This is a genomic window from Microbacterium sp. CCNWLW41 (assembly GCF_037083505.1).
On sequence record NZ_JBAOJP010000015.1, the window covers coordinates 67,261 to 91,304 of the forward strand.

Annotated in this window: 22 protein-coding genes and 1 pseudogene; 15 read left to right on the top strand and 8 right to left on the bottom strand. The window is 70.7% G+C overall.

Annotated elements, in window-relative coordinates; genetic code table 11:
• Positions 1–51: 51 nt before the first annotated feature.
• Both V6R91_RS34355 and V6R91_RS34360 read left to right on the top strand, forming a co-directional pair.
• Positions 52–234 (top strand): DUF5302 domain-containing protein, encoded by a 183-nt coding sequence (locus V6R91_RS34355; protein ID WP_336399051.1) that lies wholly within the window; start codon positions 52–54, stop codon positions 232–234.
• A gap of 64 nt (positions 235–298) precedes the next feature.
• Positions 299–484: a hypothetical protein gene (locus V6R91_RS34360; protein WP_336399052.1), complete on the top strand. Its 186-nt coding sequence runs from the start codon at positions 299–301 to the stop codon at positions 482–484.
• Between the two features lie 51 nt (positions 485–535).
• Here the strand turns inward: V6R91_RS34360 and V6R91_RS34365 are convergent, their stop codons facing one another.
• On the bottom strand, positions 536–1,987 hold the full coding sequence (locus tag V6R91_RS34365) for a cation:dicarboxylate symporter family transporter (protein ID WP_336399053.1): 1,452 nt from the start codon (positions 1,985–1,987) through the stop codon (positions 536–538).
• Positions 1,988–2,169: 182 nt separating this feature from the next.
• Between V6R91_RS34365 and V6R91_RS34370 the strand changes: the two genes are divergently transcribed.
• Positions 2,170–3,438: a sensor histidine kinase gene (locus V6R91_RS34370; protein WP_336399054.1), complete on the top strand. Its 1,269-nt coding sequence runs from the start codon at positions 2,170–2,172 to the stop codon at positions 3,436–3,438.
• On the top strand, positions 3,435–4,145 hold the full coding sequence (locus V6R91_RS34375; protein ID WP_336399055.1) for a response regulator: 711 nt from the start codon (positions 3,435–3,437) through the stop codon (positions 4,143–4,145). Before V6R91_RS34370 ends, V6R91_RS34375 begins: the two co-directional genes overlap by 4 nt.
• Positions 4,146–4,154: 9 nt before the next feature.
• Here V6R91_RS34375 and V6R91_RS34380 read toward each other — a convergent pair whose 3' ends face one another.
• On the bottom strand, positions 4,155–5,699 hold the full coding sequence (locus V6R91_RS34380; protein WP_336399056.1) for a GDSL-type esterase/lipase family protein: 1,545 nt from the start codon (positions 5,697–5,699) through the stop codon (positions 4,155–4,157).
• Between the two features lie 139 nt (positions 5,700–5,838).
• Between V6R91_RS34380 and V6R91_RS34385 the strand changes: the two genes are divergently transcribed.
• The gene (locus V6R91_RS34385; protein WP_336399057.1) at positions 5,839–6,447 is read left to right on the top strand and encodes a DedA family protein; all 609 of its coding nucleotides are present in this window, start codon (positions 5,839–5,841) and stop codon (positions 6,445–6,447) included.
• Positions 6,448–6,473: 26 nt separating this feature from the next.
• Positions 6,474–7,316 carry a DNA/RNA non-specific endonuclease gene (locus tag V6R91_RS34390; RefSeq protein WP_336399058.1) on the top strand — a complete coding sequence of 281 codons (843 nt, stop codon included), beginning with the start codon at positions 6,474–6,476 and terminating at the stop codon, positions 7,314–7,316.
• Between the two features lie 9 nt (positions 7,317–7,325).
• Here V6R91_RS34390 and V6R91_RS34395 read toward each other — a convergent pair whose 3' ends face one another.
• The 3 genes from V6R91_RS34395 to V6R91_RS34405 form a co-directional block, all read right to left on the bottom strand.
• A complete protein-coding gene (locus tag V6R91_RS34395) occupies positions 7,326–7,973 on the bottom strand; it encodes an FMN reductase (protein WP_336399059.1) in 648 nt (215 codons plus the stop codon).
• Between the two features lies 1 nt (position 7,974).
• A complete protein-coding gene (locus V6R91_RS34400; RefSeq protein WP_336399102.1) occupies positions 7,975–9,186 on the bottom strand; it encodes an LLM class flavin-dependent oxidoreductase in 1,212 nt (403 codons plus the stop codon).
• A 126-nt stretch (positions 9,187–9,312) separates the two neighbouring features.
• On the bottom strand, positions 9,313–10,428 hold the full coding sequence (locus V6R91_RS34405; protein WP_336399060.1) for an ROK family transcriptional regulator: 1,116 nt from the start codon (positions 10,426–10,428) through the stop codon (positions 9,313–9,315).
• Between the two features lie 126 nt (positions 10,429–10,554).
• On the opposite strand from V6R91_RS34405, the gene V6R91_RS34410 reads away from it, so the two are divergent.
• The 5 genes from V6R91_RS34410 (at position 10,555) to V6R91_RS34430 (ending at position 17,182) form a co-directional block, all read left to right on the top strand.
• Positions 10,555–12,723: an alpha-galactosidase gene (locus tag V6R91_RS34410; protein ID WP_336399061.1), complete on the top strand. Its 2,169-nt coding sequence runs from the start codon at positions 10,555–10,557 to the stop codon at positions 12,721–12,723.
• 37 nt (positions 12,724–12,760) lie between these two features.
• Positions 12,761–14,047 (top strand): ABC transporter substrate-binding protein, encoded by a 1,287-nt coding sequence (locus V6R91_RS34415; protein WP_336399062.1) that lies wholly within the window; start codon positions 12,761–12,763, stop codon positions 14,045–14,047.
• A 1-nt stretch (position 14,048) separates the two neighbouring features.
• Positions 14,049–14,984, top strand: coding sequence for a carbohydrate ABC transporter permease (locus V6R91_RS34420; protein ID WP_336399063.1), 936 nt, complete (start codon positions 14,049–14,051; stop codon positions 14,982–14,984).
• Positions 14,984–15,901 (top strand): carbohydrate ABC transporter permease, encoded by a 918-nt coding sequence (locus V6R91_RS34425; protein ID WP_336399064.1) that lies wholly within the window; start codon positions 14,984–14,986, stop codon positions 15,899–15,901. Before V6R91_RS34420 ends, V6R91_RS34425 begins: the two co-directional genes overlap by 1 nt.
• Before the next feature lie 105 nt (positions 15,902–16,006).
• A complete protein-coding gene (locus V6R91_RS34430) occupies positions 16,007–17,182 on the top strand; it encodes an acyltransferase family protein (protein ID WP_336399065.1) in 1,176 nt (391 codons plus the stop codon).
• Between the two features lie 12 nt (positions 17,183–17,194).
• On the opposite strand, the gene V6R91_RS34435 is transcribed toward V6R91_RS34430, so the two are convergent.
• Positions 17,195–18,145 carry a helix-turn-helix transcriptional regulator gene (locus V6R91_RS34435; protein WP_336399066.1) on the bottom strand — a complete coding sequence of 317 codons (951 nt, stop codon included), beginning with the start codon at positions 18,143–18,145 and terminating at the stop codon, positions 17,195–17,197.
• A gap of 69 nt (positions 18,146–18,214) precedes the next feature.
• On the opposite strand from V6R91_RS34435, the gene V6R91_RS34440 reads away from it, so the two are divergent.
• Positions 18,215–19,357 (top strand): epoxide hydrolase family protein, encoded by a 1,143-nt coding sequence (locus V6R91_RS34440; RefSeq protein ID WP_336399067.1) that lies wholly within the window; start codon positions 18,215–18,217, stop codon positions 19,355–19,357.
• Between the two features lie 71 nt (positions 19,358–19,428).
• Positions 19,429–20,448, top strand: coding sequence for an isopenicillin N synthase family dioxygenase (locus V6R91_RS34445; RefSeq protein ID WP_336399068.1), 1,020 nt, complete (start codon positions 19,429–19,431; stop codon positions 20,446–20,448).
• A gap of 117 nt (positions 20,449–20,565) precedes the next feature.
• On the opposite strand, the gene rpsO is transcribed toward V6R91_RS34445, so the two are convergent.
• A complete protein-coding gene (rpsO, locus tag V6R91_RS34450; RefSeq protein ID WP_039401864.1) occupies positions 20,566–20,835 on the bottom strand; it encodes a 30S ribosomal protein S15 in 270 nt (89 codons plus the stop codon).
• 177 nt (positions 20,836–21,012) lie between these two features.
• Here rpsO and V6R91_RS34455 point away from each other — a divergent pair, with 177 nt between their 5' ends.
• On the top strand, positions 21,013–22,326 hold the full coding sequence (locus tag V6R91_RS34455; protein ID WP_336399069.1) for an MFS transporter: 1,314 nt from the start codon (positions 21,013–21,015) through the stop codon (positions 22,324–22,326).
• Between the two features lie 84 nt (positions 22,327–22,410).
• Positions 22,411–23,346 (top strand): DMT family transporter, encoded by a 936-nt coding sequence (locus tag V6R91_RS34460; RefSeq protein ID WP_336399070.1) that lies wholly within the window; start codon positions 22,411–22,413, stop codon positions 23,344–23,346.
• A gap of 97 nt (positions 23,347–23,443) precedes the next feature.
• On the opposite strand, the pseudogene V6R91_RS34465 reads toward V6R91_RS34460, so the two are convergent.
• A pseudogene (locus V6R91_RS34465) lies at positions 23,444–23,992 on the bottom strand (YceI family protein); the annotation flags it as partial.
• Between the last annotated feature and the right edge of the window lie 52 nt (positions 23,993–24,044).

Here is a 24,044-nt window from a genome sequence, read left to right on the forward strand (position 1 = left end):
CCTTCTCAGGAACCCTGGCGGGCGTCGGATGCCCCGCCTAGGGTGGGGGGCATGAGCACCGACGAGAAGCCGGCGTCCTCGGCATCCGATGAGATGAAGCGCAAGTTCAAGGAGGCTCTCGACAGGAAGAACGCCAACCACCGCCAGGGCGAGTCCCACCTCGACGCGGACTCGGCCATCCACGGCACGCACGGCGCGATGACCAAGCGCGAGTTCCGGCGCAAGAGCGGATAGGAAACATGAGCCTCGGGCCGACCAGAGACCACGCCAGGGCGGCGGGGCACGATCGGGGCGCGCTATGAGCGATTTCCGGGAGCGCGTGCCGGACGACGAGCGCGACGTGCCGATCGACGACGACGTCGAGCTCGAGTTGCCGCCGCCGACCATCGACCCGCTCGAAGCGGTCGAGGAAGACGTCGACGAGCTCGAGTTCGAGGAGCGCGAGTCGGCGATCGAATCGGGCGAGATCGACCCCCACGACTGAGACGCAGGAAGGGAGGGTGCGGCTCCCCGCACCCTCCCTTCCTCGTCCTCCTCAGCGCGAGAGGATGGCGTCGCGCTCGCGGGCGCGCCGCTCCTTGGCCTCGGCCTCGGTGATCGCGGCCTCCTCGAGACCCTGCACGCCGACGGCCTCGGGCGATGCCGACATCCCGTCGTGGTCGTGCCCTGACAGCGTCGTCTCGTCGAACGGCAGCTCTCCGGCGAGGACGCGGCGCGCGCGGCCCGCGTCGAACTCCTTGGTCCAGGTGCCGACGAGCACCGTCGCGACGGCGTTGCCGGTGAAGTTGGTGAGCGCACGCCCCTCCGACATGAAGCGGTCGATGCCGACGATGACGCCCACCCCGTTCACGAGGTCGGGGCGGTAGGCCTGCAGACCGCCTGCGAGGGTCGCCAGGCCTGCGCCCGTCACACCCGCCGCGCCCTTCGAGGCGATGATCATGAAGACGAGCAGGCCGATCTGCTCGCCGATGGACATCGGCGCTCCCATGCCGCTGGCGATGAACAGCGACGCCATCGTGAGGTAGATCGCCGTGCCATCGAGGTTGAACGAGTAGCCCGTCGGCACGGTGATCCCGACGACCGGCTTCGAGACGCCGAGGTGCTCCATCTTCGCGATGAGCCGCGGCAGCGCTGATTCGGACGACGATGTGCCCACGATCAGCAGGTATTCGCGCGCCAGGTACTTCATGAGGCTGAAGAGGTTGACGCGAGCGACGAGGTACAGCAGTGTGCCCAGGATGCCGACGATGAAGACGATGCACGTGATGTAGAAGGCGATCATCAGCGTGCCCAGGGCCCAGATCGCGGCGATGCCCGTGTTGCCGACGACCGCCGCGATGGCTCCGAACGCGCCGATCGGCGCGAGCCACAGGATCATGCCGAGGATGCGGAACACCAGGCTCTGCAGATGCTTGACGGCATTCATGATCGGCGCGCCCTTGTCGCCCATCTGCTGGAGGGCGAAGCCCACCAGCAGCGCGATGAAGAGCACCTGGAGCACGCTCTCCCCGGTGAAGGCCGAGAAGAACGTGGTCGGGATGATGCCGAGGATGAACTCCTGCGTGGTCTTGGCCTCCGCGGTGGACTCGTAGCTCGCGCTGGTCATGTTGAGGCCCTCGCCCGGGTGGAGGAGGTTGCCGACCACGAGGCCGATGGCGAGCGCGAAGGTCGACATCACCATGAAGTACAGCAGCGCGAGCCCGCCGATCCTGCCGACCGTCGCGGCCTTGGCGATGGAGCCCACCCCGACCACGATCGTGCAGAAGATGATGGGTGCGATCATCATCTTGATGAGGGCGACGAAGCCCTCGCCGAGCGGCTTGAGGGCCACGCCGACGTCGGGCCAGACGAGGCCGACGACGGCGCCGAGCACCACCGCGACGATCACGGCGATGTAGAGCCAGGTGTGCTTGTCCCACGCCTGCTTGCCGCGCCTGGCGTTGAAGCCGGGGAGCGTGAACGACGTGGTGCGGGTCGAGAGAGCCATCTTTGCCTCCTGCGGGATGTACGACGGTGTGTCCGCGGTGCCGCACGATCCGGCGGCGTGACCACAGCGTGCGCGCAGGCGCCGGCATGGTCCTACTTGTGGTCGTATTGGTCGCGCCCGGACGCTCGGCGCAGCAGCGCGCAGGCGCGAGGATGGATGCGGCGGCATCGAGGAGGAGAGCCATGTCAGCGAAGACAGAGCGCGGCAGCGCGGCATCCCGCGTCTTCGCCGTGGTCGCGCTCTCTGCCGCGGTCATCGTGGCCGCTCTGGCCGGCGTGCTGGTGCTGGATGCGGAACGGTCCGAGAGGGGCGAGGCCGAGGAGGTGACCCGGGCGGTGGCGGCATCCCTCGCCGTCCTTCCCGAAGTGGGCGCCGCGCTGACGGAGGCGGGGGCCTCGGCGCGACTGCAGCCGGTCGCCGAGGACGTGATGACACGCGCGGGGGTGGACTTCGTGACGATCATGACGCCCGACGGCATCCGCGTGACCCACCGGGACCGGGACCAGATCGGCCGGCACTACCTCGGCACGATCCCCGCAGCGCCGCAAGCGGTCACCGAGGAGTTCACCGGGACGCTCGGCCCCTCCGTCCGCACGATCGTGCCGGTGGAGTCCGCCGGCGAGCTCGTCGGCTGGGTGTCGGTCGGCGTGACGATCGGCAGCATCTGGTCGGACATCGTGCCGCGGCTGCCCTTCGTCGTGTCGATCGCGCTCGCGCTGCTGGCCGCGGGACTGATCGGGGCATGGCTGGCCCGTCGCACCACGCGTCGCCTGGCCGGCGACCTGCCGGCCGGCACGATCCGCGATGCGGTCGCGTCCTACGAGTCGGTGCGCACCCTCGGCGAGGCGCTGCGCGCGCAGACCCACGAGCATGGGAATCGCATGCACACGGCGGTCTCGCTCCTCGAGCTCGGCCGCACGCGCGAGGCGATCGACATCCTCACCGAGACCTCGCGCCAGAGCCAGGAGCTGGTGGATCAGGTCGCCTCCCGCCGGGGCGGCGATCCCACCGTGGGCGCGCTGCTGCTCGGCAAGGCCGCGCAGGCCCGCGAGCGCGGAATCGAGTGGTCGGCCGAGATCGACCCGCAGGCGCCTCGCAGCGCGCTCTCGCCCGTCGACGCGGTGTCGGTCGTCGGGAATCTCATCGACAACGCGATGGATGCCGCAGCCGCCGCTGACGCACCGCGCTGGGTGCGCGTCGCCTTCGGCACCGCGCCCTCGTCGCCGCCCGCGCTGCGCCTGGAGGTGTCCGACAGCGGTCCCGGCGTGCCGGCCGGGGTGCGCGACCGGATCTACGAGCACGGCTTCTCGACGAAGCCGCGAGGCGCGGAGGGGCGCGGTGTGGGATTGGCGCTGGTCCACTCGATCGTGACGGGCGCCGGCGGATCGGTCACCCTGCGGGACCACCCGACGACCTTCGTCGTCACCCTCCCGGCGGGGCCGGACGCATGATCGGCGTCCTGCTCGTCGACGACGACGCGCTCACGCTCGAGCTGCACCGGGAGTACGTCGCGCGCCTGGACGGCTTCCGGGTGGTCGCGGAGTGCACCGGCGCCCGCGCCGCGATCGACGCCGTGCTCACGCGCCACGACGACATCGATCTGGTGCTGCTCGATGTGACCATGCCCGACGGCACGGGGCTCGACGTGCTTCGGCACCTGCGAGCGCGTGGGATCGCCGTGGACGTCATCGCGATCACGGGCGTGCGCGACGCCGAGGTCGTGCGCCAGATGGTCGCGCTCGGGGTCGCCCAGTATCTGGTGAAGCCTTTCGCCTTCGCCGCCTTCCGCGAGCGCCTCGAGCAGTACCGTGAGTTCCGCCGCCGCGCCGTCGAGGCCGCAGGCGCACCCACTCAGGCCGAGATCGATGCGCTGCTGGGGGCGCTTCGCCCCGCCGTGCCGGTGGCGCTGCCGAAGGGGCTCTCCGCCGGTACGCTCGCCCGCATCAGCGACGAGGTCCGCGAGCGCGGTCCGGTCTCGGCCGCGGAGGCGGCGGACCGCCTGGGGATGTCCCGCGTCGCGGCGAGGCGATACCTGGAGCACCTCGTCACGGCCGGCCGAGCGCACCGGGCGCCGCGCTACGGCACCGGCGGCCGCCCCGAGTCGGAGTACGGCTGGGTGCATGACGCCCAGACGCACGGCGGCACCGCGGACGGGTGAGCGGATGCCTCAGCCGGCGCGCTCGGACGCCGCCACGCTCCCCTGCGGGCCGACGAGCACGTACCCGGTGTGCTTGGCGGTGAGCCCGTCACCCGCCGTCGCGCCGCGCAGCATCCGCCACACCCAGGGCAGCGCGTCACGGCGCAGCCACGAGCCCGGCAGCGCCGGATCGTCGTCGGCGTGGAGGCTCGCGTCGAGCTCGCCCAGCGCTTCGGCGTGCGGAACCCCCAGCGCCTCGGCCGCCCGATACGCCAGGAAGCGGTGTCCCCGCGGGCGCAGGTGCACCTTGTCGTCCGCCCAGAGCTCGGGGTCCCCGATGACCGGAAGCGCCTCGAGGTCGAGCAGCACGGAACCCGTCTCGGCGGCGATGCGCCGCAGCTCCGAGGCGTAGACGGCGAAGCGGCGTGCGAACAGCAGCGCGGCGCGGCGCCGCGGGAGGAACGGCGTCACCAGCAGCACGTCGGCGCCCGCGGCCCGCAGCGCGCGGACCGCCTCCTCGAGCCGGGCCGCCACCGCGACAGGGTCGACCCGCGCGCCCACGAGGTCGTTGGCCCCGATGAGGACTGCGGCGAGGTCGGGACGCAGCGCGAGGGCGTGCGGCAGCTGCTCCTCGACCAGGTGCTGCACCCGGCGACTGCGGACCGCGAGGTTCGCATAGCGGAAGGGCGCGCCGGCGCCTGAGGCGTGCGCGAGCAGCTGCGCCAGCCGGTCCGTCCAGCCGCGGTACTGCCCGGCCGGCATGCGGGAGGCATCGCACAGCCCCTCCGTGATCGAGTCGCCCAGCGCGACGAGGCGCGACCACGGCCTGGGCGGCGCGGCGGTCGGACCGGGAGCCGCCGGTCTTGTCGCCGCACGCTGCAGCAGCGCGTCGTCGATGGGGCGCAGCATCCGCGCCTCTTCGTAGTGCTCGACCAGCTGCCGGCAGACCGCGCCCCACGATTTGTCGCTGACCGACGCGCGGGCGGCCGCGGCGAAGGCACGGCGCTTGCCGTCGTCGCCCACGAGGTCCGTCACGCGCGCACGCAGGTCCCGCAGATCGCCGGGGCGGTACAGCCACCCGTCGACGCTCGAGCGGACGAGGTCGAGGGGGCCGCCGCTCCCCGTCGCGACGACGGGCACGCCGCTGGCGAGCGCCTCCTGGATGGTCTGCCCGAAGGTCTCGCTCTCGCCGGGGTGGACGAACACGTCGGAGCTCGCCATCGCCGCGGCCAGCGCATCGCCGGCGAGGTGCCCGGTGAAGACGGCCCCCGGCAGCCAGCCGAGGACGAAGGGCGACGCCAGGTGCACCACGTCGGGGTCGAACGTGCGGAGGATCGAGGCCAGGCGGGCAGCCCGGGCGAACACGACGCGCACCTGCGGATACGACGGCAGCGGCACCGAGCGCAGCAGCTCCGTGCAGGCCCCGTGCAGGTCGGTCGTGATCTCGCCGGCGCGGGGTGCGATGACCAGCGTGTCGTGGCCTTCGGCGGCGAGGTGACGCAGGATCTGGAGCACGGACCCCGTGACCCCGTTCATGTGCGGCAGGAACGATTCGGCGAGGAGTGCGACTCTCACCCCTCCAGCGTGGCGGCGCGGGCACGTCCTGCCGGCGAGAATCGGCCCCTGCAAGGGAGTGTTCACCCGATGCACCGCGGGAGGTCACCGGACGTGCCCTGTTCCGTCGCCGTTCATCACGCCCGGCTATCAAGGAGCCATGGTCGAGGAGCTTCTGACCGAGATCGCGCACAGCCCCTGGGCGCTGCCGCTGCTGTTCGCCCTCGTCCTGGGCGACGCGTTCCTCGTGGTCGTCCCGGGCGAGGCGGCGGTGACGGCGCTCGGCGCGCTGGCCGTGTCGGAGGGCCGCCCGGCGCTCGCCGCGATCGTGCTCGTCGCCGCAGCGGCGGCGCTGGCCGGCGACGGCGCCTGCTATCTCGTGGGCCGGACCATCGGGCTGCAGCGCTGGCGGTGGCTGCGCGCACCCCGCAGCCAGGCCGCCTTCGCGTGGGCGCGGCTCCGGCTCGAGCGACGTGCGGCGCTGGTGCTGTTCACCGCGCGCTTCATCCCGTTCGCCCGGCTCGCGGTCAACCTCACCGCCGGGGCGACGAGGCTTCCGGCGCCGCGCTACCTCGCCGTCGCGGCCCTCGCAGCCCTCGCCTGGGCGCTCTACCAGGCGCTCGTGGGCGCGGTGGTCGCCACGCTCGTGCCGGGAGGTCCCGTCGCGGCGGTGGTCGTGTCCGTCGCGGTCGCCGTCGGACTCGGGCTCGCGGTCGACGCCGTGCTGGCACGCCGGCTCCGTGCCCGGCGCTCACCCGGCGCCGAGTGAGCCTCGCGACAGGTCAGGATGGAGATGTGGCAGACGCGACCCCTGACGGATACGACGGCGGTTTCCTCGGCATCCCGCTCCCCCTCCCGCAGCCGCTCGGCGACGGCGAGGTCCGCGAGCTGACGTACCCGCGCTTCACGGTCCTGCTCGACACGGTCCGCCGCCTCGCCATGGCGACCGCGGTGAACATCGACGGCTCGACGCTGCACGACCTTCCTCGCACCGGCCAGTGGCGGCTGGACCCCCGTGTGCCCGCAGCCCAGCAGGCGGGGCCCGAGGTCTACGCCGCCAACGACCTCGACCGCGGTCACCTGGTGCGCCGCCGTGACCCCGGGTGGGGCACGCCGGCCGAGGCCAGGCGGGCGACCGAGGCGACGTTCGCATACCCGAACGCCGCACCGCAGGCGAGCGGCTTCAACCAGTCGAAGGAGCTGTGGCTCGGCCTCGAGGATCACGTGCTCGAGTTCGCCGACACGACCGACCAGCGCCTCAGCGTCTTCACCGCGCCCGTGCTGGCGCCCGACGACCCGCCGTACCGAGGCATCCGGATCCCGCGTCGCTTCTTCAAGGTCGCCGCGTGGGCGTCGGCGCACGACGAGCGGATGCCGCAGCTCGCGGCGGCCGGATTCGTCCTGGACCAGTCCGCGCTGATCGACGTGAGGCAGGGCGCGCTGGCCGTGCCGGAGCTCGGGGCGTTCCGGACGTTCCAGGTGCCGATCGCCGACATCGAGGAGCTGGCCGGCGTGGATCTCGGACCGCTCGTGGAGGCCGACGTGCTGCCGGCCGTCGACGAGCTCAGGGGCAGGGAGGCGCGCGGAGAGGACGAATGGCGTCCCCTCCGCGCACCCGAGGACATCTGCCTCGGATGAGGCCGGGGGCTACTCCCCCGCCAGCCCGCCGAGCAGGTGCCCGAACGAACGGCCCTCGCCGAGATAGTTCGCCGGGTCGAACGGGTCGGCGTCGGTCGCCGGCTCGCGCCGCGCGACCGCGTCGGCGAGCTCGCGCGCACCGCGCTCGATCCGCTCCGCGAGCGGCGCGACGTTGTCTGCCGACGCACCCCAGTCGCTGGAGGCCGCGAAGACGCCGGTGGACACCGGCTCGGCGTGGAGGTACGTGAACAGCGGCCGGATCGCGTAATCGATCGCCAGCGAGTGACGCGCGGTGCCGGCGTTCGCTCCGATCAGCACCGGCTTGCCGGTGAGCGCGTCGGGGTCGAGCACGTCGATGAACGACTTGAACAGCCCGGAGTAGCTCGTCGAGAAGATCGGCGTCACCGCGATGACCGCGTCGGCCGAGACGACCGCGTTGACCACGGACTCCAGGGCCGGCGGCGCGAAGCCGGTCAGCAGGTTGTTCGTGATGTCGTGCGCGTAGTCGCGCAGCTCGAACACGTCGACCTCGACCTGGATGTCGCGGTCGGTCAGGTGCTCGACGGTCGCGGCGGCGAGCCGGTCGGCCAGCATGCGGGTCGACGACGGGTTCGACAGCCCTGCCGAGACGACGGCGATACGGCGTGCCGTGGTCATGTCAGGCTCCCTTCCGGCCGAGGCCGAACGACGCGCCTGCGGCGGATCCGGCCTTCGAGGCCGCATCCCGGTAAGGGCTCGCACCGACGAGGTTGTCGCCGCGGTTGGCTCCGGGCACCGCCTGGCGCGGCGCCTGGTCGCCGTACGCGGCGGCGACCAGGTTGGCGTGGGTCGGGGCATCCGGGACCTCTGCCGGCCGGTTCTGCTGCAGCTCCCTGCGCAGCACCGGCACCACCTCGCCGCCCAGGATGTCGAGCTGCTCGAGCACCGTCTTCACCGGGAGGCCGGCGTGGTCGATGAGGAACAGCTGGCGCTGGTAGTCGCCGAACGTCTCGCGCATCGCGGCGTACCGGTCGATGACCTGCTGCGGCGAGCCCACGGTCAGCGGCGTCATCTCGCTGAAGTCCTCGAGGGACGGGCCGTGGCCGTACACCGGCGCGTTGTCGAAGTACGGCCGGAACGCGCTGACGGCGTCCTGCGAGTTCTTCGACATGAACACCTGTCCGCCGAGCCCGACGATCGCCTGCTCGGGCGTGCCGTGGCCGTAGTGCGCGAAGCGCTGGCGGTACAGCGCGATCAGACGCTGGTAGTGCTCCTTCGGCCAGAAGATGTTGTTCGCGAAGAACCCGTCGCCGTAGTACGCCGCCTGCTCGGCGATCTCGGGCGTGCGGATCGATCCGTGCCAGACGAACGGCGCGACGCCGTCGAGCGGCCGGGGCGTGGAGGTGAACCCCTGCAGCGGGGTGCGGAACTGACCCTCCCAGTCCACGACGTCTTCGCGCCACAGGCGGTGCAGCAGGTTGTAGTTCTCGATCGCCAGGGGCAGACCCTGGCGGATGTCCTTGCCGAACCACGGATACACCGGGCCGGTGTTGCCGCGGCCGATCATGAGATCGGTGCGACCGTCCGACACGTGCTGGAGCATCGCGTAGTCCTCGGCGATCTTCACCGGGTCGTTGGTGGTGATGAGGGTCGTCGCGGTGGACAGGATCAGGCGCTCGGTCTGCGCGGCGATGTACGCGAGGGTCGTCGTCGGCGACGACGACCAGAACGGCGGGTTGTGGTGCTCGCCCAGCGCGAAGACGTCGAGCCCCACCTCCTCGGCGTGCTTGGCGATCTCGATGGTCGCCTTGATGCGCTCGGCCTCACTGGGGGTGGTGCCGTTCGTCGGGTCCTCGGTGATGTCGCTCACCGTGAAGATTCCGAACTGCATTCCCGACCACGTGGTGCTCTCGCTCACGATCGCTTCTCCGCTCTTTCGCCGTGCGGGTTCTCCGTCGCGGACGAATCTATGCAAATGAATGTATATCGTGCAACGTGTGCAGGTCGAGGTTATTCCCTAATCCAGGCGGAGCCGATCGACCGCCGCCTGAATCGCGACGGCGGCGGCGCCTCGCGCCCAGGCGGTGAACCCCGAGTCGTCGACATAGAGCCGCACCGCGTCCGCCCGCGGATCGCGCCCCGCCGCGATCGCCGCGCGGACGCGCTCCTCGGCGATGTCGAAGAGGGCGATCCCCTCCCCTGCGAGCACCGCCGCGGGCTGGAACGTGAGATTGGCCGCGAGCGCGATGAACCGCCCGAGCGCATCCGCCGCCGCATCGACGACCGCGAGCGCGGCAGGATCGCCCGCGGACGCCAGCTCGAGGACCTGCGGGTAGCCCACCGTGCGCTGGAGCGCCGCGGAGACCTGCGCGGCGATCGAGCCGGACGTCAGCATCGCCTGCGAGCAGCCGCGGTGGCCCGACGGACAGAGCGGGCCGCTGTCGGAGAGCGGGATGTGGCCGCCGAAGCCCAGCCCGGCCTCGGTCGATCGCACGACCTCACCGTCGACGACGAGCCCGTAGCCGACGCCGGCGCCGATGGTGATGACGAAGAAGCCCGGGATGCCGCGCCCGAGCCCGAACCACCTCTCGGCTTCGCTGAGCGCGATGACATCGTTCTCGAGGACGACGGGGACGCCGAGCCCGCGCTGGAGAAGTGCGCCGAAGGGGACGTCCTCCCACTCGAGGAACGGCGCGTAGCGGGCGATCGCGCCGTCGACGGCGCCACCCAGGGCCACGCCGGCACCGATCACGCCGTCCACGCCGATCGCGGCCACCGCATCGGCGATCTGCGCCGCGACCGCCTCGGGCTCGTGCGAGCGCAGGGCCTCGGTGCGCTGCGCGAGCAGGTCCGCACGGACGTCGGTGGCGACGACGTGGATCGCGTCGCCGGTGATCTTGACGCCGATGAACCGCCCCAGCCCGGGCGCGACGTCCAGCGGGCGCACCGGGCGACCGACCGAGCCGTCGGCGAGGTCCTCGAGCTCGACGAGGTATCCGCGGTCGAGGAACGGCTTGGCGAGCCGGGTGAGACTCGCCGGCGACAGGCCGAGGCGGCTCGTCAGGGCGCTGCGGGCGATCGGCCCGTGGATCAGCACGGCCCGTGCGAGCGCGCGTTCACTGTCCGTCAGCATCGGCGATGAACCTCCTCGGTCCGAGCGAAATGCTTCCATTGTGGCACCAATGGGGCGTTCTCCCCAGGAGATCGTCGCTGGAAACGACTCTTGCTCCCTGCATTAGTTCCATGGTAGAACTAACTCATGCACCGCAGCGACTCGCAGCTCGACGCCGAGCAGCCCGTGACCACCTCCGCTCCGCACGTCCTCCACCTGACCCGAGGCGGCACGAGCGTCGTGCTGGACCTGGACGCGTCGCCCGGTCCGTCGATCGTGCACTGGGGCGCCGCGCTGACCGGCTCCACGCCCGCCACCCTGCGGGGGACGGCGATCGCCGCCCGCGCTCAGCGCGTGTCGGGCGGCCTGGACGCGACCCCCGCTCTCTCGCTCGTCCCCGTCGCGGCCGACGGCTGGTTCGGGACGCCCGGGCTCGAGGGACACCGCGACGGCAGCGGTGTCAGCATCCGTCTCGCGACCGTCGACGTGCAGGCCGCCGAGCATCGCGCGAGCATCGCCCTGGCAGACGCCGAAGCCGGCCTCGCGGTCCGGGTGGAGCTGCGGCTCGGACCGAGTGGTCTGCTCCACCAGCGGATCACGGTCCGCAACACCGGCGCCACCGACTACACGCTCCAGTCGCTCCAGACGACGTTTCCCGTCCCCTCCGACGCGACCGAGGTGTTCGACACGACCGGGCACCACCTGCGCGAGCGCTCGCCGCAGCGGCGGCAGCTCGGGATCGCCACGCACGTGCGGGAGAGCCGTCGCGGCCGCACCGGCGCCGATTCCACGATCGTGCTCGCCGCGGGCCGGCCCGGCTTCGGCTTCGAGCGCGGCCGCGTGCACGGCATCCACGTCGCATGGAGCGGCAACCACCGCGTCCTCGCCGAGCGGACCGTGACCGGCGACGCGTTCCTCGCGGGCGGCGAGCTGCTCCTGCCCGGTGAGGTGGTGCTCGCGCCCGGCGCCGCGTACAGCTCGCCGTGGGTGATCGGCTCGTGGGGCGACGGCCTCACGGCGCTGTCGCACCGCTTCCACGACGAGTGGCGCGCCCGCCCCCAGCACCCGCGGCGCCCGCGCCCGGTGACGCTGAACACCTGGGAGGCGGTCTACTTCGATCACTCGCTCGAGCGCCTTACGGCGCTGGCCGATGCGGCGGTCTCCGTCGGCGTGGAGCGCTTCGTCCTCGACGACGGCTGGTTCGAGGGCCGGCGCGACGACACCGCGGGCCTCGGCGACTGGACCGTCGACCGCGAGGTGTGGCCGCACGGCCTGCACCCGCTCATCGACCACGTCCGGGCGCTCGGCATGGAGTTCGGCCTCTGGGTCGAGCCCGAGATGGTCAACCCCGACAGCGAGCTGGCGCGACGGCATCCCGACTGGATCCTCCGTGGGCGGATGTCGCTGCCGCCGTCCGGTCGTCAGCAGCAGGTCCTGGACCTGTCGATCCCCGACGCATACGCCCACATCGCCGCACGCCTGCACGCGCTCCTGGACGAGTACCCCATCGCCTACCTCAAGTGGGACCACAACCGCGACCTCGTCGACGCGGCCGGCGGACCGGCCGGCGCAGCCCGCGTGCACGCCCACACCCTCGCCGTCTACCGCCTGCTGGACGAGCTCAAGGCCGCACACCCGGGACTGGAGATCGAGAGCTGCGCCTCGGGCGGCGCCCGGGTGGACCTCGGCATCCTCGACCGCACCGATCGCGTGTGGACCAGCGACAGCCTCGACCCGCTCGAGCGCCTCGAGAACCAGAAGCACACCGGGCTGGTCGTCCCTCCCGAGATGCTCGGCATGCACCTCACCAGCCCCGTCGTCCACTCGTCCGGCCGCACGGTCTCGCTCGGCCTCAGCGGCGCGGTCGCCCTGTTCGGCCACTTCGGCATCGAGTGGGACCTCACCACGGTCGACGAGCGCAAGCGCGAAGAGATCGCGGAGTGGGTGGCGCTCGCCAAGCGCCTGCGCCCGCTCATCGCGAGCGGGCGCGTGGTGCACGTCGACGGCACGGAGCCCGGCATCGACGTGCGCGGCGTCGTGGCGGCCGACGCCGCCTCCGCCGTCTTCACCGTCGTGCAGACCGCCTCGAGCGCCGCCTACCCGGCGGGACGGGTGCGGATGCCGGGGCTCGACCCCGTCCGCGTCTACCGGGTGCAGGTGCGGATGCGCGACGGCGAGGACGCCGGCCAGTCGCCCCTCGAATGGGCGGGCGCCGAGATCGTGATGACCGGCCTGGAGCTGGCCGAGACCGGCGTCCGTCCTCCCGTGCAGCGTCCGCAGCAGGCGATGGTCATCGAGATCACCGCAGCGGGCTGAACGGACCACCATCCATCCACGCGCAAGGAGGCGCACCATGAGAACCAGTCATCGACGATGGGTCCGGCCGCTCGCGGCTCTGACCGTCGCCGCAGCGGCCGCCGCGATCGGCGGCTGCGCACAGCAGCCCGGCGACGGGGTGACCGAGCTGAACTTCTTCCAGTTCAAGGGCGAGGCCCTCGAGGACTTCAATGAGATCATCGCGGACTTCGAGGCCGAGAACCCCGACATCAGGGTGGTGCAGAACCAGGTCGCCGACGCCGACACGGCGATCCGCACCCTGCTGGTGAAGGACCGCGTCCCCGACGTCATCACGCTCAACGCCAACGGGAACTTCGGCAGGCTGGCGCAGGCCGGCGTGTTCTACGACTTCTCCGATGAGCCGGTGCTCGAGACGATCAACCCGGCGGTGCAGGAGATCCTCGCCGACCTCGGCACCTACGGCGACGAGGTGAACGGGCTCGGCTACGTCAACAACGCCAACGGCGTCATCTACAACCAGGACATCTTCGAGGAGCAGGGGCTCGAGGTGCCCGAGACGTGGGACGAGTTCATCGCCGTGTGCGATGCCCTCGAGGCCGCGGGCATCCAGCCGTTCTACGGCACGCTCGCCGATTCGTGGACCGCCATCCCGTCGTGGAACGCCCTCGGTGCGTATCCCGCGCAGGACGGCTTCTTCGACAAGATGCGCGAACAGGGCGAGGACGTGGGACCGGACTCGGAGGTGTCGTTCCAGAAGGACTTCGCCGAGGTCATGGACCGGCAGTACCAGCTGTACTCGTACATGCAGGAGGGCTACCGCGGCAGGACGTACGACGACGGGAACGCGGCGTTCGCCCGCGGCGAGTCGGCGATGCTCCTGCAGGGCATCTGGGCGACGAATCCGATCACGCAGGTGAACCCCGACATCCGGATGGGCATCTTCCCCTACCCGACCGACGAGCCCGGTGAGAGCCTCCTCGTCTCCGGCGTCGACGTGGTGTTCACGCTCGGCAAGGACAACCCGAAGCACGACGCGGCGATGCGGTTCATCGAGTACGTGTTCCAGCCCGACGTCATCGAGCGCTTCGCCGCGTCGCAGAACATGATCCCTTCGGTCGAGGGCGCCGAGCTGAGCGACGACCCCGCCCTGCAGTCCGTCCGCCCCTACTTCGAGGATCAGCGGATCACCGGCTTCATCGACCACCAGATCCCGCCGTCGATCCCGCTCATCCCCACCGATCAGCAGTTCCTCTTCGACGGCGACGCCGAGGCCGCGCTGAAGACCCTCGACAGCGAGTGGGCCAAGGTGGCCGCCCGCACGATCCCCGTGACGGAGGAGTGACATGACAACCCTCACCCAGGCGGTCCGCTCGAGCTCGACGGGCGCCTCCGGCAAGCGCGCCGCCCGCCTGCGCAGCGACAGCCGCCGCGCACCGTCGACCTACTACTGGATGGTGTGGCCCGCGGTGATCGCCTTCGCCGCCTTCCACACGCTCCCGGTCGTCGTCGGCATCTTCTTCAGCTTCACCAACTACGCCGGGTACGGCGCTTGGAACTTCGTCGGTCTGTCGAACTACCTGAACCTGTTCAAGGACGACCGCGTGCTGCAGGCGTACGGCTTTTCGTTCCTGTTCGCGATCGTGGCGACGATCCTCACGAACGCGTTCTCGCTGGCGATCGCGCTCGGCCTCAACGCCAAGATCAGGGCGCGGAACTTCTTCCGAGGCGTCTACTTCGTCCCCTACATCCTCGCGATCCTGGTGATCGGCTACGTGTTCCAGTTCTTCTTCTCGAACTCGCTGCCGAAGATCCTGTCGGGCATCCCGGTCTTCCGGGACAACATCCTGACGAACGAGACGTGGGCATGGACCGCGATCGTCGCGCTGGCCGTCTGGCAGGCGTGCGCGTTCGCGATCATCATCTACCTGTCGGGTCTGCAGACGATCCCGGCAGAGCTCTACGAGGCGTCGTCGCTGGACGGTGCGTCACCCTGGCGGCAGTTCCGCTCGATCACCTTCCCGCTCATCGGCGCCTTCTTCACCATCAACGTCGTGCTGAGCCTGAAGGGCTTCCTTCAGGTGTTCGACCCGATCGTCGCGCTCACCAACGGCGGACCGGGGACGTCGACCGAATCGGTCACGCTCCTGATCTTCCGCGGCGGCTTCTCCGGCGGGGAGTTCGCCTACCAGACGGCCAACGCGGTGATCTTCTTCATCGTCATCACGGTCGTCTCGCTCTTCCAATTCCGGGTCCTTCAGCGCAGAGAGGCCGATTTCTGATGACCACCATGACCAACACGGCATCGCAGCTCGAGCAGGAGGCCGACGCCGTCACGGCGAACGGCCGCCGGCGACGCCGCACCGAGCCCGACGACGACACGCGCAAGACCAACTGGTGGGCCACGGCTCTCATCGCAATCTGCTCGCTCACGGTCCTGATCCCGCTCTACCTCGCGGTGGTGGTCGCGCTCAAGACGCCCGACCAGCTCAGCGCGGGCACCGGGTTCGAGCTGCCGAACCCGATCCGCTGGGAGAACTTCGCCGACGCGTGGGTGCGCACCAGCTTCCCGCAGGCGCTGCTGAACACGGCGATCATCACCGTCGGGTCGGTGGTGTTCACGCTGCTGACGAGCTCGATCGTGGCCTACGCCCTCGCCCGCAACCTCCACCGGCCGTTCTTCAAGGGTGTGTTCTTCTACCTGCTGGCGGCCCTGTTCATCCCGTTCCCGATCATCATGCTTCCGCTGGTGAAGCAGACCTCGATCCTGGGGCTGGACAACCAGGCCGGCATGATCATCCTCTACACGATCTACGGGCTGTCGCTGAACATCTTCATCTACACCGCGTACATCCGCTCGATCCCGATCGAGCTCGAGGAGGCGGCGAGGGTCGACGGGGCGAGCACGTGGCGGGTGTTCTGGCAGGTCGTCTTCCCGCTGCTCATGCCGATGAACGCCACGGTCGGCATCCTCACGTGCGTGTGGGCGTGGAACGACTTCATCATGCCGCTGGTCGTGCTGACGGAGCCGTCGGCGAGGACCCTGCCACTCGCGCAGTACGTCTTCCAGGGGCAGTTCAACACCGACTACACGGTGGCGTTCGCGTCCTATCTGATGGCGATGGCGCCGCTGCTCATCGTCTACATCTTCAGCCAGCGCTGGGTGATCTCCGGCGTCACCCGGGGCTCCATCAAGTAGCCGATCAGGCGAACGGACGACGGATGCCGCCACCGACGCCGGTGGCGGCATCCGTCGCGTCGTCATCTCACGGATAGTCTGGTTGGGCCCGCGCGAGAGGTGACGATGACCGGCAGCAGCAGCCCACCCACGGCGACCACGCCGACGGGGTCGATCCCCCGGCAGAAGCGGCGCACGCCGTTCTGGGACAACGCGCGATTCGCGTGCATCGTGCTCGTGGTGCTCGGCCACGCGGTGCAGCGCCTGACATACGACTCCGACATCGCGCTGAGCCTGTACCTGCTGATCTACGCGTTCCACATGCCGGCGTTCGCCATCATCTCGGGGTACTTCTCGAAGTCCGACGCCCCGACCCGCCGGCAGATGGCCCGGGTCATCACCGACATCCTCGTGCCGTACGTGGTGTTCGAAGGCCTGTGGACGCTCACGAAGTGGCTCGTCGAGGGGCAGGCCAACCCCAACCTCACTCAGCCGTCGTGGACCCTGTGGTTCCTGCTCGCGCTCGGCATCTTCCGCGTGGTCCTCCCCTATCTCGCGCTGCTGCGCTGGCCGCTCGTGTGGACGGTCGTGATCTCGATCGGTGCGGGCTACCTGCCCAACATCGACTCGACGTTCTCGCTGTCGCGCACTCTGGGACTGCTGCCCTTCTTCACGCTCGGATGGTGGCTGCGCGAGCACGACGTCGTCGCGCGCCTGCGCCTGCTCGACCGTCGCCCCTGGTGGGTGTTCGCGGGCGGACTGGGCCTGTTCGTGCTCGCGGCGTGGGCGGCGTGGTTCTTCGTCGACCAGTGGCGCGAGATGAATCTGCGGGAGTGGCTGTTCTACGACGAGAACTACGCGGCGATCGGCGGCACCCAGTGGTGGGCCGGCGGCGGGCGGCTCGCGCTCATGATCATCGCCGTGCTGCTGTCGGCAGCCTTCTTCGCCCTGGTCCCCCGTGACACCCACTGGTGGACGCACTTCGGCCAGTACACGATGTACGTCTACCTGCTGCACTCGTTCGTGCTCTACCCGTTCCGCGAGAGCGGGGTGCTGCGCAACGCCGAGCCGACGTGGCTATGGCTGCCGCTGGTGATCGTCATGTCGGTGGTCATCGCGCTGGGCCTGGCCACCAGACCCGTCCGCAGGCTGTTCCGCCCGCTGATCGAGCCGCGGCCCGCGTGGCTGTTCGCCGATCGGACGCTCGCAGGCCGGGAGGGACGGCGGAGCGACCCCACGGGTTCGCGTCGGCCGCGCGAACAGCCCAGGACGCCGCGGGCGGATCCGCGCCAGAACGGCTGAGCCGCGCCGCGGTCACCCTGCGGCGCGCAGGTACCGCTCGCCGAGGCGGCGGAGGTGCGGCACCAGCTCGGCGGGCGCGTCGACGGTGAAGTCCATGCCGAGCATGCCGATGTAGGCCGCGATCGTCTCGAGGCTGTCGGCGCCGGTGACCAGGACCGAGGCGGTGGCGTCCACGGCCTCGACGACGCCGACGGTGGGGTTGATGCGTGCGACAACGGCCTCGGCGGGCGCGGCGATCCGGAGGCGCGCGTGGACGTTCCATCCGCCCGCGGCGATCGAGCGGAGCGCGAACGCGGTGAAGTCCCCTCCCGGAACGGGCACCGGCTCGAAGACGCGGCGGGTGGGCATCCTCGGCTCGATCCAGTCCAGCCGGAACGTCTCCCACTCGGCGCTGTCCGGATCGCGCGCCACGAGGTACCAGCGACGCTGCCAGCTGAGGAGCCGGTACGGCTCGACGCGGCGCGGGACCCCGCGGTCGTCGAACCGCAGCCACTCCCGCCCGTGCACGGCCTGCGCGACCGCTCTCAGCACGTGCGGATCGACCTCCGGATCGGGGGCATCCGTCGCGACGTCCTCGGGTCCGCTGTCGACCGTGGCGGCGACCGCGTCGACGGTCGGACGCAACCGCTCGGGCAGCACCTGAAGCAGCTTCGCCAGAGCCCTCGCCCCGGCTTCGTCCACTCCCGCGATCCCGCGCGCCACCCGGAGGCCGATGGCGACGGCGACGGCCTCCTCGTCGTCCAGCAGCAGCGGCGGCAGCTTGCCGCCCGCGGCCAAGCGGTACGAGCCGGCGCGGCCGCGCTCGGCCTCGACAGGATACCCGAGCGATCGGAGGCGCCCCACGTCGTTGCGGACCGTGCGCACCGACACGTCCAGCCGGGCCGCCAGCTCGGGTCCCGGCCAGCGCGGGCGGCTCTGCAGCAGCGCGAGGAGCGAGAGCATGCGGGCGGACGTTGCGGCCATGGATCTCGATTCGAAAAGGCCCGGATAACAGGAAGGAAGCGTACCTGATTCGACCGTAACGTCGGAGACATGAACACCGCAACCACTTCCCCCGCCGGCATCCGCCCCTTCCGCATCGACGTGCCGCAGGCAGCTCTCGACGACCTGAACGGGCGGCTCGCGCGCACCCGTCTCCCGCAGCCGGCGCCCGGCGACGACTGGGAAGCCGGCACCCCCAACCACTACCTGTCCGAGGCGGTCGCCCGCTGGCGCGACGGCTTCGACTGGCGCGCGGTCGAGGCGCGGATGAACAAGCTGCCGCACTACACCACCGACATCGACGGGCAGACCATCCACTTCGTCCACGTCCGCTCCCCTCACCCCGACGCGACGCCGCTCCTGCTGGCCCACACCTACCCCGGGTCGTTCGCCGACTACCTCGACGTGATCGGACCGCTCGTCGACCCCGTCGCCCACGGCGGTCGCCCGGAGGACGCCTTCGACGTCGTCGTCCCCGACGCACCCGGCTTCGGGTTCAGCCAGCCCGTGACGGACGCGGGCTGGACCGTCGCCCGCGTCGCCGCGGCGTACGACACCCTCATGCGCAGGCTCGGCTACGACTCCTACGGGATCCACGGCAGCGACAACGGCGCGATGGTGGCCCGCGAGCTCGGGCTGCTCGATCCCGAGGGCTTCCTGGGACTGCACGTGCTGCAGCTGTTCTCCTTCCCCTCCGGCGATCCGGCCGAGTTCGAGAGGCTCGAGCCGCAGGACTACGCCGGGCTCGAGCACATGCAGTGGTTCCAGTCCGTGGGGGCGTACAACACGATGAATGCCGCCCGGCCGCAGACGATCGCCGCGGCGCTGTCGGACTCGCCGGTCGGTCAGCTCGCGTACTCCGAGCTGTTCAACTCCTTCGGCAACGGGACGGCGCTCGTGCCGCTGGACGCGATCCTCACCGAGGTGAGCGTGGCATGGTTCGCCAACGCCTCGGCCGGCATGAGCCGCGCCTATCGCGACAACGCCCTTCTCGAGTCGGAGCCCCGCGTGAGCGGCGCCCGCACCGGCGTCGCGGTCTTCAAGGACGACTTCCAGACGATCAGGGTGTTCGCCGAGCGCGACAACACGAACATCGCGCACTGGAGCCGCTTCGAGCGCGGCGGGCACTATGCGGCGCTCGAGGTGCCCGAGCTCGTCGTCGAGGATCTCCGCACCTTCTTCGCCCGTCCCTGACTGAACACGGGCGGAAGAAACGGGAGGCAACAAAACGGGCGGATGCCGCGGCATCCGCCTAGCCTCGCCTCATGACCGACCTCAACCTGCCGATCCTCGACCTGTCCCGGCTCGACGCGGGTCCGGAGGCCGCCGCGCGGTTCCGCGACGACCTGCGCGCCGCGACCCACGACGTGGGCTTCTTCTACCTCACCGGCACCGGCGTCACGCCCGAGCTGGAGGGTCGGCTGCATCGCGCGGCCCGCGACTTCTTCGCCCTGCCCGAGGCCGACAAGCTCGCGATCGAGAACGTGAACAGCCCGCACTTCCGTGGGTACACGCGCGTCGGCGGCGAGCGCACGCAGGGCGAGGTCGACTGGCGCGAGCAGATCGACATCGGTCCCGAGCGCGACGCGGTCGCCGACCCGGCGGCCCCCGACTTCGCGCGCCTCATCGGCCCGAACCTGTGGCCCGCGGCGCAGCCGGAGCTCCGCGAGGTCGTCTCGGAGTGGCACGACCACCTCTCAGGCGTCGCCCGCAAGCTGCTGCGGGCGTGGGCGCTCTCGCTCGGCGCCCCAGAGACGTACTTCGACGAGCACTTCGGCGAGCCGTCGACGCTCATCAAGATCGTCCGCTATCCGGGCAAGGACGACCCGGCGCCCCAGCAGGGCGTGGGCGCGCACAAGGACTCCGGCGTGCTGACGCTGCTGTGGGTCGAGCCCGGCAAGGGCGGCCTGCAGGTCGAGCGCGACGGACAGTGGGTCGACGCGCCGCCGGTGCCGGGCGCGTTCGTCGTCAACATCGGCGAGCTGCTCGAGTACGCGACGCAGGGCTACCTCATCGCGACGAAGCACCGGGTCATCTCGCCGCGCTACCCCGACGACCGCATCTCGGTGCCGTTCTTCTTCAACCCCGCGCTCGACAAGCGCCTCCCGCTCATCGAGCTGCCTGCTGACCTCGCCGCCCAGGCTCGCGGCGTCACACAGGATCCGGCCAACCCGATCCACGCCCTCTACGGCGAGAACGCCCTCAAGTCTCGCCTGCGGGCGCACCCCGACGTCGCGGGGATCCACCACGCTGATCTCGTCGCCGCCCGCGCCGCGACGGGGTGAGGCATCCGTCCCCCTCCGCAGCGAGGCCGCCGACCGCTCCCGGCAACGATGAAGGCCTCCCCACACCGTGGGGAGGCCTTCTCAAGAATGTTTTGCGCGATTGAACGCTGGCTGCGATTAGCGGCGGAGTCCGAGACGCTCGATCAGCGACCGGTAACGGTTGATGTCGATGTCCTGGAGGTAGCCGAGCAGACGACGGCGCTGACCGACGAGCAGGAACAGCCCACGACGCGAGTGGTGGTCGTGCTTGTGCTCCTTGAGGTGCTCGGTGAGGTCCTTGATGCGCTGCGTCAGCATCGCGACCTGCACCTCGGGGGATCCGGTGTCACCGGGGTGCGTCGCGTACTCTTCGATGATCGCCTTCTTGACGTCTGCATCCAGTGCCATAGGTGATCCCCTCTCTCCTTGTTGCGCGGTGCCCGTCACCCGATGTGCGAGCTCTCTTTCTCCGCGGCCGATCCAACGGCAACCTGAAGAGTCTACCAGCAGCGGGATGCCACGGCGAACCGGACGACGTGCCCGCGCGGGTACGCTCGAACCCGTGCAGCACGCGGGGGTCAGGGAGTGAGCGCGCCCGGAGAGCATCGCAGCCACTTCATCGATCTGCGGCCGTTCCGCGCCAGTCCCGCGTTCACGCGGATGTGGATCGGGTCGACGCTGGCGGGTCTGGGCGGCCAGCTCACGATCGTCGCGATCATGCTCCAGATGTACGACATCACCGGGTCGACGTTCGCCGTCTCGATGATCGCGGTCGCCGGGCTCGTTCCCATGATCGTCGCCGGCATCTACGGCGGCATGCTGGCCGACGCGTTCGACCGCCGCGCCATCGCGCTGCTCGCCGCCTCCGTGACGTTCGCGTCGACCGCCGTGCTGGCCGTCCTCGCGTGGACGGGCATGGAGACGGTCTGGTGGCTGTACGGCTTGAGCATCGTCAACTCCGCGGCGAACTCGATCGTGCTGGCGACCCGCCAGGCGATCGTGCCGCGGCTGCTCCCCCGCGAGCTGCTGCCGGCGGCATCCGCTCTCGGGGGTATCACGGTGGGCATCATGGTGATGGCCGGTCCTGCCCTCGCCGGTGTGCTCGTGGCCCTCACCGGCTACGCGTGGACGTACACCCTCGACGTGGTGCTGATGCTGTCGCTGTTCCTCGGCCTCTGGACGCTGCCCGCGCTCCGCCCCGAGGGCGCGGTCGTCCGGCCCGGCCTCGAGTCGCTCCGCGACGGGTGGCGGTTCCTCAGGCGCGCGTCCAACATCCGCCTCCAGTTCGTCCTCGACATCATCGCGATGACCTTCGGACAGCCGCTGTCGCTGTTCCCCGCGATCGGCGCCGTCCTCCTCGGCGGAGGACCGATCACGACGGGGCTGCTCACCGCCGCGATCGCCGCGGGCGCGTTCGCGTCGAGCCTGTTCTCGGGCCGCGTCGGCGGCATCCGACGACAGGGTCTGGGCATCGAGCGGGCGATCCTCGTCTACGGCGGCGCCATCGGCGCGCTCGGGCTCGTGCTCGGCGCGGCCGCCCTCGGCTGGTTCGCCCCGGTGGGCGTCGACGCCGACACCCCGAACCTCGTGCTCATCTCGCTCGCGTGCGTCGTGCTCGCCGTCGCGGGAGCGGCCGACAACATCAGCTCCATCTTCCGCAACACCATGGTGCAGGCGGCGGTGCCCGACGCGATCCGCGGCCGCCTGCAGGGGATCTTCATCGTCGTGGTCGCGGGCGGGCCGCGTCTCGGGGCGCTCTACGCGGGAGTGCTCGCGACGCTCACCGCGCTGTGGTTCCCGCCGCTCCTGGGCGGTCTCGTCATCCTCGCCCTCGTCGCCACGCTCGTGCGGCTCAGCCCCCGCTTCCGCGACTACGACGCCGAGAACCCGGTCCCGTAGCCGAACGGCCGCACTTCGGCGGATTTCGGACGTCGCATCCCGCGACGCGCGCCGCGGGACGCGGGCGGTCGTACCGTGGGCTCCATGGTCACGACGCAGACGGCTCCCCCGGTGCGCGCCACCCCCGCGCCCACGGCGCGATGGGTCAGCGCGCAGTTCGTGCTCGCGGGAATCGTCTGGGGCTCGAGCTTCCTGTTCATGAAGGTCTCGCTCACCGGCATCTCCCCCGGCCAGGTGGCCTGGACCCGCATCCTGCTGGGGGCGCTGACGCTCGGCGCCCTCGTGCTGCTGCGCCGCGAGCACCTGTCGCGGAGTCTCCGCGTGTGGGGGCACCTGACGGTGCTGGGACTCACGTTCTGCGTGATCCCGTTCCTGCTCTTCTCCTGGGCCCAGCAGCACGTCACGTCGGGTGTGGCGAGCATCTTCAACGCGACCACTCCGATCATGACGGCGATCATGGCGTGGCTGGTGTTCCGGGTCGAGCGCCTCAACGTGCTGCAGGTGCTGGGCATCGGGGTGGGGATCGTGGGAGCGGTCGTCATCATCGCGCCGTGGGAGGGGATCGCCTTCGACGGCAGCCTCGTCGCCGAGCTCGCGATCCTCGGAGCGACGGCCAGCTACGGCTTCAGCCTCGCCTACATGCGGCGCTTCGCATCCAACACCGGGATGTCCGCCCTCGCCTTCACGTTCGGCTACATCGCCATGGCCGGTGTGGTGATGGCGCTGCTGACGCCGTTCCTCGTGCTCACCCCGGTGCGCCTGGACCCGTCCATCGTCGCGAGCCTGCTGATGCTGGGCTGCCTCGGCACGGGCATCGCCTACGTCTGGAGCCAGAACACGGTGCGGGCGTGGGGACCGACCCGCGCCTCGACGGTCACGTACATCACGCCGGTCGTCGGCGTCCTGCTGGGCATCCTGGTGCTCGGCGAGACGATCACCTGGAACGAGCCGGTCGGCGCGCTCGTCATCTTCCTCGGCATCCTGCTCGCCCAGGACCGCCTCCGCCGCCGCACCGCTTGAGCGCGGGGGCGCAGCGCGGCGGACGGACGTGGACGAACGAGAAGCGGGTGCCGCGCGCCGCGGCCACCGCGGGGGGAAGCGCGCCCGCGGGGGGGGGCGCGCCCTGCAGGTCGAGGGTGATGGTGATGTCCTTGCCGACCAGGACGCCGCCGGTCTCCAGTGCGGCGTTCCAGGTGAGGCCGAACTCCTCGCGGTTGACGACGGTCTTCGCCGTCGCGCCGGCCTTGTAGTTGCCCCACGGGTCGACGCCGAAGCCGCCGAAGTCGAACTCGAACGTGACCGGCTTGGTGATGCCGCGGATGGTCAGGTCGCCGTCGACGAGGAAGTCGCCGGCCTCGACGCGTGCGCCGGTGGAGCGGAACTCCATCGTGGGGTGGTTCTCGACATCGAAGAAGTCCGCCGAGCGCAGGTGGTTGTCGCGCCCCTCGTCCTTGGTGTCGACGGAGGCCACGTCGACGCTGGCCACCACGGTCGCCTCGAGCGGGTTCTCGGGAGCCACGAGCGTCGCGCTCTTCATGCCGAAGGTGCCGCGCACCTTGGAGATCATCATGTGACGCACGCTGAAGGTCACTTCGCTGTGCGCGGGGTCGAGCACCCAGGTGCCCGTCTTGTAGCCGGGGATGTCGATGGCGGTGGCGTCGGTCATATCGGTCCTTCGTCGTGGTTCGCGGGAGCGCCCGCTGCTACGGGCACACGGG